Below are 10,041 nucleotides of genomic sequence, written 5' to 3'. Positions count from 1 at the left end.
GTGCACTACGTAAAGGACAAGCATCGTCATTTTATTATGGTCAGCCTCAGGGTGAAGTGTGTCTAATCAACAGGGTTTTCGGTCTCTAAGTACTTTTTAAAGGGAACATCATCGACTCAAATCTCTATTTGCAACAGTGCCAATTATAACGCATTACGTATAAGGTGTATTATGTTAATTTTAGAAAATCTTTCTAATCAGAAATTTAGTTTTCTATTAAGTTCTATAGTGCGGATCTAAGCGTAATACTGTATTCACATCATATTCAGCATCAAAAAAATCACAAATTTTTGATACCTTACCTTTAATTAATAATTTCTTATCTAGATAGATGATCAATTTATTTTTATTTTTATCGAATATTACTCTTCCCCGAGGTACATCGTCATATTCAATTTCCCTTAGCTCAGAAAATTTATTTCGTAATTCATCCCAATAAGATACATGGTTGTAGGCACTATCAATCATACCTAAAGAATCTGAGCTATTAATATCAAACTCATGAGAAATACCAAGAACTTGATTTTTATAAAACCAAAATATACCTATTTTCAATGTTATTCTCCTAAGTTTTCATATATAACTTAAAAAAAATTAAGCAAGTAAACATACTATGATTGAATACTCAGAAAATTTAAATAAATTAAAAAATAACCTTATTACACATAAGGATTATCACCCTCTTTTACAAAAAATCAGCTTACCTTTCATTCCAGATTTTTTAGATAGTTCTTTTGACCAATCCAAAAATAAAGTAGTAATTGTTGGCCAAGAAACTTCTGGATGGGGGAAATTGAAATTAGATAGCTTTATATTAGGAAATTTAAGTACAAATGAATTAATTTCTGAAAGTAAAATTAGATACCGTAATCTTTATGAAAAGCCACCTGTGAGATCACAATTCTTAAAATTCTTAGGTAAAGTCAAAGAAAAAAATAATAACGAGTATATACAATGGTTAAACTTCTACTTCTTTGATTATAATAAAAAATCTTTTAACTTATTGAATTCAAAAAATAAAAGTATAGATTTGTATGAGCATCTTAAAGATATATCAATAGAAAACTTAGTAAATCAACTTGATAGATTAGAACCTAAAAATATTTTTTTCTTAGGTGCATATCATGGAAATTGGGAACAGTTGAAACTCAATTATGTTAATGACGAAGATATTCTTAACTTCAAAGAATCTATAGAAGGATTTAGCGTAAGATTCTGGAATAAAAAGACTTTAGTAATTCGACTCCCTCATCCTGCTTCTCGTGTTCCAAATAAAGGAAAAATTCAACAACAAGCTTTAACTTACTTTGATATTTTTAATAATCAAGCGGAGCAAAATCCTGAAAAATTTAAAGAATTGATAAGAGATAAATTACTTAACTAAAATATATTTAACATAATGGGCGTTATGCGAAGTCAAAAATGGGAGCTTAAGCTCCCATTTTTATTGATGATTTTTTAATTCTTTCAGCATAGCATCCCGTAAAATTTCATTCATTCGTGTTTGATAACCTTTGCCTTGTGCTTTGAACCAAGCAAGTACATCAGCATCTAACCGAATTGAAGTTTGTTGCTTCACTGGGCGGTAAAATTGATTTTGGCGTACAGCACTGCTCCAATCGGTAATTTCAGGAATATCTGATAGATCTAGCTGATCATCAGGAACCGTGCCTTTAGCAAGCAAGCGTTGAATTTCAGCATCTTGCTTCTCACCAAATTTCTCATTCAGCTCTTTGCGTGAGTATCTAACCATGCTCATATTTGTTTCGCTCCGCTTTAGTCACTTGCCTTGCACTAATGATTCGTATGATTTCACAGTCATCTTCATCAAAAATGGTGTGAGCCACCAATAACATTAGTACGCCTTTAACTCGTCCAATGGTTTGCCAACGTTCTTCACCATCGGTATGTCTGTCTTGGATTGAGATCCGTAATGGATCTTCAAAAACAAGGCTTGCAGTTTCGAAAGAGATATCATGCTTTTTCTGATTCTTTCGATTCTTAGCCTCATCCCATTCAAAATACTGTTCCATAAAAAACATTCAAATTTGTATATACAATAATGTATCACAAAATTGTATAACTCAAGTTGAGAAGCGTAATTTTTAGTCAAATTTATTGGCAAGAACTATCAAAACTGCTCATAAAAAAGCCGACTTGTTTCCAAGTCGGCTTTTGAACATCATCGAGCAAATAATTTATATCATAAGTTTTTGATTTTTATATTTTTCAATTTGTGCATTTCGTATAACGCCCATTATGTTAATTTTAGTTTTCCTTAATACGACAAAAATATCTACTTCATTTCACGAGAATTTCTTTTGCTAAAAGTTCTTCTTTCGTTACACCGAAATATCTTATTTCTAATTTAGGCCTGCCTAACATCTTTAAAAGATTGTTTTCATCATTTATATTTTTTATAGCTTTGCTTACACAATCAATTACGTCATTAGTTTTAGAAATAGCTTCTTTTTCAGATACTTGATCGCTTACTTTTCGAGATATTAAGTCATCAAAATATATCCTATATTCTTCACAAACTAGATAAAAATAAGGGTCTAATCTATCTAAATCATATTCAGATTCAAAGGGTTTACGATCTAATAAATCTTTTTCAGGATAAATAATCAATTGTCCTGCATCGAACCAAAACTCCACAGAAAAATTATCAAACTCAATTCCATTTAAATCATTACTAAAATTTTGAAAATACTGTAATAAAAGATTTTCTATATCCTCTAAAAACTCTTTATTCTTAATATCAAATATTAAAGATTCATTAGAAATAGCTTTGATACAATCTTCTTGAATATCTAACCCCTTTAAAGTCATTTTTACTCCATTTAAATTTTTAGGTTTTGGTGCATTAAGAATTTTGATTAACTTAACATAATGGCGGTTATACGAAATTCACCGTTTCGAGCCCCAAATATCAAGTTTATTTCTTGCATAAATGTATCCTATAGGATACATTCTACTTATGTACTCAATATATACCACTGAAGTCTTTGATGACTGGTTCACCAAGTTAAAAGACCAGCAGGCAAAAAGACGCATACAAGTCCGAATTGATCGGGTTGAAGATGGAAACTTTGGAGATACTGAGCCGGTCGGTGAAGGTGTTTCTGAATTACGTTTCTTCTTTGGGCCAGGCTATAGGATTTATTACTGCAAGCAAGGGCAAAGGGTTGTTATTCTTTTAGCAGGCGGAGATAAGTCTACGCAAAGTAAAGATATAAAACTTGCCCTGCAATTGGCACAAGATTTAGAGGAGGAGCTATAAATGGCTATTAAACTTCGCAAATGGGACAGTGCTGAGCATCTTAAAACAGAGGATGATATGCAGGCTTACTTACAAGCATGTATTGAAGAATCTAATGGCGATGCCGCATTCATTGCAAAGGCTTTAGGTAACATTGCAAAAGCTAAAGGAATGGCTCAATTATCACGAGATACAGGCTTAGGCCGAGAAAGTCTTTATAAAGCACTTTCTGGTGATGTTAACCCTAGTTTTGATACTGTGATTAAAGTTGTAAAAGCACTGAATTTACGCTTAGCAATTTAAAAAAAGTTATTAAAAAATGGAGCTTTAGGCTCCATTTTTTAATTTCGTATAAGGTGTATTATGTTAATTTTAGAAATTCTTAATTTCCATCTATCCAAACTTGCTTGATCCAATCTGCTAAATCTTCCCACTGCTCATCGCTATATCCATCTGCTGTCCAATATCTAATTTTATGATTAGGAGATAGGCAATAATAACTACCATTATCTTCACAAATAGGTAGCCAATCTTCTGGCAGACCTTGCTCCCTAGCATCATTTAATATCTGAGATAGCCCTCGATAGCATTCTTTCTCATCTGTAAGAGACGCTAATTCAATTGTTCCATAAAAGATATTGCTAATCTCTTTCAAAACTTTTTTATAATCTTTTGGAAAAATAAAACCTATTTTTCGTTCATAAGCAGATATGAAAATATCATCAGGTAGTTCTATGTTTAGACGACTATTCCCAGATAGTTCTTTTAATTCTTGAATAATGTTATCAAGCTTATTTTGCATATACATTCTGCTCTATCGCATTAAAGTTCTTACTACAATTTAACATAATGGCTGTTATGCGAAACGAGATCTACCAGCTCTCGTTTTTTGTTATGGAAACTGCTAAAATTCAAATACGCCATTGACGTATAAAGAGTCCATGTTATTTATTGAAACCAGCATCTTTACCAAGCAAATTAAAGACCTTGTATCTGATGAGGAATATCGTCAACTTCAGCAAGATCTTTTGGTACAGCCTGATAGAGGTGACCTAATCAAGAATGGCGGTGGTATTCGCAAAGTACGTTGTGCTCAAGGTAACAAAGGGAAAAGTGGTGGGATACGGGTGATTTATTATTGGGTCACCGAGGATGATCAGATCTTTTTCTTAGTGGCTTATCCAAAATCAGTAAAAGATAATTTAACAGATAAGGAAACCGCCATTCTGCACCAACTCGTGAAGGAGCAATTTCATGGATAACAACTTATTTGATGACTTGGTTGCTTCAATCAAAGAAGCTGGAGCTATCAAACGTAAAGAAGTTAAAGCAAGCCGAGTTACAGAACTCGAATTGCCTGATATTAAAGAAGTACGTGAAAAAACTGGCTTGAGCCAAAATGAATTTGCTGCACGTCTACATATTAGCCCCCGTACCCTGCAAAATTGGGAACAGGGACGACGCTATCCAACTGGACCAGCAGCTACATTGATTCGAATTTTAGATGCTCACCCAAGCCTTATTTGAAAAAATTACTTAAAAAATGGGAGCTTAAGGCTCCCATTTTTATTTCGTATAAGGTGTATTATGTTAATTTTAGAAAATCTTCACTACTATTATTTTAAAATAAGCCTTATATCCAAGCATAAAACAAGGTTGTCTAGACTTCTTTTAACAGTAAAGTTATCATAAAACTGAATTTTATTTTTTAGGTAAGTTTATGCATTCTATCCGCATTCGTTAAGACACAACTATTTGCATAGTGACACTATTTTATAATGGTGGGCTTTTGTTGTGTCTTTAAGAATATATGCGGATATATAAAGTAAAAGTATGCTTAATTTATAAGTATGCTTTTAGTGCATAGTTTCCAGTTATAACTTAATTGACTAGCTATTTGTCCACCCTGTGGATGAATAGCTTTTTTTTTGGGAGGACACTGTGATGCTAGCTTTTGTTTTCACCTAAATCCTGTTTGCTGCATAAAAAATTTCAAGAGCTAAACAGGAGTAAATAAAAATGAGTTTAATTATTAAAGCGAGAAACATACGCTTGGATTATGCTGGGCGTGATGTTTTGGATATTGATGAATTGGAAATTCACTCTTATGACCGTATTGGTCTTGTGGGTGATAACGGAGCAGGAAAGAGTAGTTTACTCAAAGTACTTAATGGCGAAATTGTTTTAGCCGAAGCGACATTACAGCGTTTTGGTGATTTTGCACATATCAGCCAACTGGGCGGAATCGAAATAGAAACGGTCGAAGACCGGGCAATGTTATCTCGCCTTGGTGTTTCCAATGTACAAAACGACACAATGAGTGGCGGAGAGGAAACTCGTGCAAAAATTGCTGCCGCATTTTCCCAACAAGTACATGGCATTCTAGCGGATGAACCAACCAGCCACCTTGATCTCAATGGAATAGATCTACTTATTGGTCAACTTAAAGCATTTGATGGAGCATTACTTGTTATCAGTCATGACCGATATTTTCTTGATATGGTTGTAGACAAGATATGGGAGTTAAAAGACGGTAAAATTACGGAATATTGGGGTGGTTACTCGGATTACTTGCGTCAAAAAGAAGAAGAGCGACAACACCAAGCCGTAGAATATGAGCTGATGATGAAGGAACGGGAGCGATTAGAATCTGCTGTGCAAGAAAAACGCCAGCAAGCTAATCGATTAGACAATAAGAAAAAAGGAGAAAAATCCAAAAACTCTACCGAAAGTGCTGGACGACTTGGGCATGCAAAAATGACTGGCACCAAGCAAAGAAAACTGTATCAGGCAGCTAAGAGTATGGAAAAGCGTTTGGCTGCATTAGAAGATATTCAAGCACCAGAGCATTTGCGTTCTATTCGTTTTCGTCAAAGTTCAGCCCTAGAACTGCACAATAAGTTCCCGATTACGGCAGATGGTCTGAGCTTAAAATTTGGTAGCCGTACTATCTTTGATGACGCTAACTTTATAATACCGCTTGGCGCTAAAGTCGCTATAACTGGATCGAATGGAACAGGGAAAACGTCCTTGTTAAAAATGATATCAGAACGTGCTGATGGATTAACCATATCTCCAAAAGCTGAAATTGGCTACTTTACACAAACAGGATATAAATTTAACACGCATAAATCTGTGCTCTCCTTTATGCAGGAAGAGTGCGAGTACACAGTTGCGGAAATTCGTGCAGTATTGGCTTCAATGGGGATCGGAGCGAATGATATTCAAAAAAACTTATCCGACTTATCGGGAGGTGAAATCATCAAACTGCTTTTATCCAAAATGCTTTTAGGAAAATATAATATTTTGCTTATGGATGAACCAGGAAACTATCTTGACCTAAAAAGTATTGCCGCATTAGAAACAATGATGAAGTCCTATGCAGGAACTATTATCTTCGTATCTCATGACAAGCAATTGGTCGATAATATTGCTGACATTATCTACGAGATCAAAGACCACAAAATCATCAAGACTTTTGAGAGAGATTGTTAATGATAGCCAATCTAATCCGAACATTAATTATTGAACTCTTTAAAGGAAATTAAAAATGACAATTCAAGATATTCAATCACTTGCTGAAGCACACGGCTTGTTGCTTACGGACAAAATGAATTTCAATGAAATGGGCATTGATTTTAAGGTCGTTTTTGCTCTTGATACAAAGGGGCAACAATGGTTGCTGCGTATTCCTCGTCGTGATGGCATGAGGGAACAAATCAAGAAAGAAAAACGCATTTTAGAATTGGTAAAAAAACATCTTTCTGTAGAGGTTCCTGATTGGAGAATTTCATCTACAGAATTAGTGGCTTATCCCATACTTAAAGATAATCCTGTTTTAAATTTGGATGCTGAAACCTATGAAATAATTTGGAATATGGACAAAGATAGCCCGAAATACATAACATCTTTGGCAAAAACCTTATTTGAAATCCATAGTATTCCTGAAAAAGAAGTTCGGGAAAATGATTTGAAAATTATGAAACCTTCAGATTTAAGACCTGAAATAGCAAACAATTTGCAGTTAGTAAAATCTGAAATTGGTATAAGTGAGCAATTGGAAACCCGCTACAGAAAATGGTTGGATAATGATGTTCTATGGGCAGATTTCACCCAATTTATACATGGCGATTTATATGCTGGGCATGTACTAGCTTCAAAGGATGGAGCTGTTTCAGGCGTTATTGATTGGTCAACAGCCCATATAGATGACCCAGCGATTGATTTTGCTGGGCATGTAACTTTGTTTGGAGAAGAAAGCCTCAAAACTCTAATCATCGAGTATGAAAAACTAGGGGGTAAAGTTTGGAATAAACTATATGAACAGACTTTAGAAAGAGCAGCGGCCTCTCCTTTGATGTATGGTTTATTTGCCTTAGAAACTCAAAATGAAAGCCTTATCGTTGGAGCAAAAGCTCAGTTGGGAGTTATATAATTTAAAAATATGATTGCTGAGAACTGCCTTGTTTTGAAACTTGGTTGGCTTTAATTAGTTTTTAGTATTCTTTATAGAAAATGCCTCGATCAAGGGGCATTTCTAACAATCATTTAACATAAAATTTCTTATGTGAAGTAACCTTGTTAGAAACCATTTAAAGTGTCTATATTCTCACCAATAAAAATGTCTAGTTTATGATGGTTTTTACCATCATGGACTGGATATAAATTAGAGATGTTGATCACTATGTCTGACAAGGAAATTCAACGTCTTGCAGTTCTGCAAGACGTTCGAGATCATCGTATTACCCAGGTCCGTGCTGCTGAAATCCTGAATCTTTCCACTCGTCAAATTACCCGGTTATTGCAGAAACTCAATCAAGACGGTGTTTCAGGTCTGGCACATGCCAGTCGTGGTCAACCTGGCCATCATCGCCATGATGAGTTATTAAAATCAAAATGTCTTTCCATTATTTCTGAACATCTGCTGGGCTTTGGACCTACCTTGGCGCATGAGAAGCTCAGCAGCATATTTGACCTGAATATCCCGGTAGAAACGGTTCGGCGCTGGATGATGGCCAATGACCTCTGGATTCCGCGATCCAAGCGCCTTAAACGTCCATATCAGCCACGTTATAACCGGGATTGCTTCGGTGAGCTGATCCAGATTGATGGCTCATATCATGACTGGTTCGAAGGACGCGCTGCTAAGTGCTGTTTATTGGTGTATATCGATGATGCCACTGGAAAGCTGTTGCATCTACGCTTCTGTGAGGCGGAAACCACCTTCGACTATATGCTTTCAACCCGAGCCTACATTGAACAATACGGCAAACCTCTGGCCTTTTATAGCGACAAACATTCGGTATTCAGAGTTAATCAGAAATCCAGGAAAGACAGCCAGATCACGCAATTTGGGCGGATTCTGAACGAGTTAAATATTGATATTATCTTTGCCAACTCACCACAGGCTAAAGGTCGCGTAGAACGCGCGAATAGAACCCTTCAAGACCGTTTGATCAAGGAGATGCGTCTGGAAGGCATCAGTTCAATTGCCGAAGCCAATGCATGGCTACCCTGCTTCATTGAGCACTTCAATCAGAAGTTTGCCAAGTGTGCGAGAAACTCGAAGAATTTACATCGATCTTTAACGGAATCTGATGCTGAGCTGGAGGATATATTCACTTGGCAGGAACCGCGTAAGGTCACGAAGAACCTAACCATCACCTATGACAAGTGTATTTATCTGCTTGAACCGACAGAGCTGAATCATAAGCTTGTTGGGCAATACATTTCATTTCTGGAGTACCCGGATGGCACTGTGGCCCTCATGCATGAAGGACGGAAGATCAACGGCACTGTTGCAAATAGGCTGACATGATAAGCTAAATATCTTATTTATTTCGAGATACAGCAGATGAATCCCTTCCACGGTCGGCACTTTCAAGGTGAAATCATTCTTTGGGCTGTTCGTTGGTATTGTAAATATGGCATCAGCTATCGTGAACTTCAGGAAATGCTCGCTGAACGTGGAGTGAATGTTGATCACACCACAATTTATCGCTGGGTTCAGCGTTATGCTCCAGAAATGGAAAAACGTTTACGTTGGTATTGGCGTAATCCTACAGATCGACATTTATGGCATCTGGATGAAACTTACGTAAAAGTGAATGGCAAATGGGCATATCTATACTGTGCAGTTGACCAACGTGGCCATACTCTTGATTTCTATCTTTCTGCTAGACGAAATACCCATTCAGCTTATTGTTTTCTTGGTAAAATTTTGAATCATGTCAAAAAATGGCAGATTCCACGAGTCATAAACACTGATAAGGCTCATACCTATGGCCGTGCTTTGTCGCGACTAAAACAGGAAGGAAAGTGTCCTGAAGACTTGGACCATCGACAGATTAAATACAAGAATAACGTGATTGAATGTGATCATGGCAAGCTCAAACGGATCATCAAGGCTACGTTGGGATTCAAGTCTATGAAAACGGCTTATGCCACAATTAAAGGAATTGAGGTTATGCGTGCTCTACGCAAAGGACAAGCTTCATTATTTTATAACGGTAATATTCTAGGAGAAGTTTGGCTAGTAAATAGAGTTTTCGGTCTCTAAGCTTTTTTGAAGGGAAAATCATCGACTCAGATCCCTATTTGCAACAGTGCCGTTGTTAGTGGTTTGACCCACTAACAACGGCACTGTTGCAAATAGGCTGACATGATAAGCTAAATATCTTATTTATTTCGAGATACAGCAGATGAATCCCTTCCATGGTCGGCACTTTCAAGGTGAAATCATTCTTTGGGCTGTTCGTTGGTATTGTAAATATGGCATC

At 36.1% G+C, this 10,041-nt stretch carries 13 protein-coding genes and 3 pseudogenes; 11 read left to right on the top strand and 5 right to left on the bottom strand.

Annotated elements, in window-relative coordinates; genetic code table 11:
* Positions 1 to 89: pseudogene (locus AC13CK_RS00840) on the top strand (IS6 family transposase); the annotation flags it as partial.
* A gap of 127 nt (positions 90 to 216) precedes the next feature.
* On the opposite strand, the gene AC13CK_RS00835 reads toward AC13CK_RS00840, so the two are convergent.
* Positions 217 to 555, bottom strand: a complete 339-nt coding sequence (locus tag AC13CK_RS00835) for a hypothetical protein (protein ID WP_032073153.1) — start codon at positions 553 to 555, stop codon at positions 217 to 219.
* Positions 556 to 613: 58 nt separating this feature from the next.
* Here AC13CK_RS00835 and AC13CK_RS00830 point away from each other — a divergent pair, with 58 nt between their 5' ends.
* Positions 614 to 1,384: a hypothetical protein gene (locus AC13CK_RS00830; RefSeq protein ID WP_032073134.1), complete on the top strand. Its 771-nt coding sequence runs from the start codon at positions 614 to 616 to the stop codon at positions 1,382 to 1,384.
* A gap of 60 nt (positions 1,385 to 1,444) precedes the next feature.
* Here the strand turns inward: AC13CK_RS00830 and AC13CK_RS00825 are convergent, their stop codons facing one another.
* From AC13CK_RS00825 to AC13CK_RS00815, 3 genes are all read right to left on the bottom strand, one after another.
* Positions 1,445 to 1,759, bottom strand: coding sequence for a BrnA antitoxin family protein (locus tag AC13CK_RS00825; protein ID WP_004728120.1), 315 nt, complete (start codon positions 1,757 to 1,759; stop codon positions 1,445 to 1,447).
* Complete coding sequence (locus AC13CK_RS00820) at positions 1,746 to 2,033, bottom strand: BrnT family toxin (protein WP_000438825.1); 288 nt, start codon at positions 2,031 to 2,033, stop codon at positions 1,746 to 1,748. Before AC13CK_RS00820 ends, AC13CK_RS00825 begins: the two co-directional genes overlap by 14 nt.
* A 268-nt stretch (positions 2,034 to 2,301) precedes the next feature.
* Positions 2,302 to 2,832 carry a hypothetical protein gene (locus AC13CK_RS00815; RefSeq protein ID WP_000172759.1) on the bottom strand — a complete coding sequence of 177 codons (531 nt, stop codon included), beginning with the start codon at positions 2,830 to 2,832 and terminating at the stop codon, positions 2,302 to 2,304.
* A 148-nt stretch (positions 2,833 to 2,980) separates the two neighbouring features.
* On the opposite strand from AC13CK_RS00815, the gene AC13CK_RS00810 reads away from it, so the two are divergent.
* Positions 2,981 to 3,283 (top strand): type II toxin-antitoxin system RelE/ParE family toxin, encoded by a 303-nt coding sequence (locus AC13CK_RS00810; RefSeq protein ID WP_000286964.1) that lies wholly within the window; start codon positions 2,981 to 2,983, stop codon positions 3,281 to 3,283.
* On the top strand, positions 3,284 to 3,565 hold the full coding sequence (locus AC13CK_RS00805) for an addiction module antidote protein (RefSeq protein WP_000985609.1): 282 nt from the start codon (positions 3,284 to 3,286) through the stop codon (positions 3,563 to 3,565).
* A gap of 79 nt (positions 3,566 to 3,644) precedes the next feature.
* Here AC13CK_RS00805 and AC13CK_RS00800 read toward each other — a convergent pair whose 3' ends face one another.
* Positions 3,645 to 4,064: an SMI1/KNR4 family protein gene (locus AC13CK_RS00800; RefSeq protein ID WP_001180106.1), complete on the bottom strand. Its 420-nt coding sequence runs from the start codon at positions 4,062 to 4,064 to the stop codon at positions 3,645 to 3,647.
* Positions 4,065 to 4,203: 139 nt separating this feature from the next.
* On the opposite strand from AC13CK_RS00800, the gene AC13CK_RS00795 reads away from it, so the two are divergent.
* The 7 genes and pseudogenes from AC13CK_RS00795 to AC13CK_RS00765 form a co-directional block, all read left to right on the top strand.
* Positions 4,204 to 4,524, top strand: coding sequence for a type II toxin-antitoxin system RelE/ParE family toxin (locus tag AC13CK_RS00795; RefSeq protein ID WP_000897307.1), 321 nt, complete (start codon positions 4,204 to 4,206; stop codon positions 4,522 to 4,524).
* The gene (nadS, locus tag AC13CK_RS00790; protein ID WP_000369781.1) at positions 4,517 to 4,789 is read left to right on the top strand and encodes a NadS family protein; all 273 of its coding nucleotides are present in this window, start codon (positions 4,517 to 4,519) and stop codon (positions 4,787 to 4,789) included. The genes AC13CK_RS00795 and nadS overlap by 8 nt, the downstream gene beginning before the upstream one ends.
* A gap of 492 nt (positions 4,790 to 5,281) precedes the next feature.
* Positions 5,282 to 6,757, top strand: coding sequence for an ABC-F type ribosomal protection protein Msr(E) (msr(E), locus tag AC13CK_RS00785; protein WP_000052512.1), 1,476 nt, complete (start codon positions 5,282 to 5,284; stop codon positions 6,755 to 6,757).
* A 55-nt stretch (positions 6,758 to 6,812) separates the two neighbouring features.
* Positions 6,813 to 7,697, top strand: coding sequence for an Mph(E) family macrolide 2'-phosphotransferase (locus AC13CK_RS00780; RefSeq protein ID WP_000155092.1), 885 nt, complete (start codon positions 6,813 to 6,815; stop codon positions 7,695 to 7,697).
* A 237-nt stretch (positions 7,698 to 7,934) separates the two neighbouring features.
* A pseudogene (locus AC13CK_RS00775) lies at positions 7,935 to 9,074 on the top strand (ISNCY family transposase); the annotation flags it as partial.
* Between the two features lie 42 nt (positions 9,075 to 9,116).
* A complete protein-coding gene (locus tag AC13CK_RS00770; protein ID WP_104427072.1) occupies positions 9,117 to 9,821 on the top strand; it encodes an IS6-like element IS1007 family transposase in 705 nt (234 codons plus the stop codon).
* Positions 9,822 to 9,963: 142 nt separating this feature from the next.
* Positions 9,964 to 10,041, top strand: a pseudogene (locus AC13CK_RS00765) (IS6 family transposase); the annotation flags it as partial.

The sequence above is a fragment of the Acinetobacter sp. L-24 genome (assembly GCF_056857555.1).
The sequence above is the reverse complement of the archived record's forward strand: the minus strand, read 5'-3'. Positions and strand labels throughout refer to the sequence as shown.

Bases quoted from the DNA above. Each gene is read 5' to 3' on its own strand.
- AC13CK_RS00830 (WP_032073134.1), top strand. From the start codon at position 614: ATGATTGAATACTCAGAAAATTTAAATAAATTAAAAAATAACCTTATT.
- AC13CK_RS00825 (WP_004728120.1), bottom strand. From the start codon at position 1,759: ATGAGCATGGTTAGATACTCACGCAAAGAGCTGAATGAGAAATTTGGT.
- AC13CK_RS00820 (WP_000438825.1), bottom strand. From the start codon at position 2,033: ATGGAACAGTATTTTGAATGGGATGAGGCTAAGAATCGAAAGAATCAG.
- AC13CK_RS00815 (WP_000172759.1), bottom strand. From the start codon at position 2,832: ATGACTTTAAAGGGGTTAGATATTCAAGAAGATTGTATCAAAGCTATT.
- AC13CK_RS00810 (WP_000286964.1), top strand. From the start codon at position 2,981: ATGTACTCAATATATACCACTGAAGTCTTTGATGACTGGTTCACCAAG.
- AC13CK_RS00805 (WP_000985609.1), top strand. From the start codon at position 3,284: ATGGCTATTAAACTTCGCAAATGGGACAGTGCTGAGCATCTTAAAACA.
- AC13CK_RS00800 (WP_001180106.1), bottom strand. From the start codon at position 4,064: ATGCAAAATAAGCTTGATAACATTATTCAAGAATTAAAAGAACTATCT.
- AC13CK_RS00795 (WP_000897307.1), top strand. From the start codon at position 4,204: ATGTTATTTATTGAAACCAGCATCTTTACCAAGCAAATTAAAGACCTT.
- nadS (WP_000369781.1), top strand. From the start codon at position 4,517: ATGGATAACAACTTATTTGATGACTTGGTTGCTTCAATCAAAGAAGCT.
- AC13CK_RS00780 (WP_000155092.1), top strand. From the start codon at position 6,813: ATGACAATTCAAGATATTCAATCACTTGCTGAAGCACACGGCTTGTTG.
- AC13CK_RS00770 (WP_104427072.1), top strand. From the start codon at position 9,117: ATGAATCCCTTCCACGGTCGGCACTTTCAAGGTGAAATCATTCTTTGG.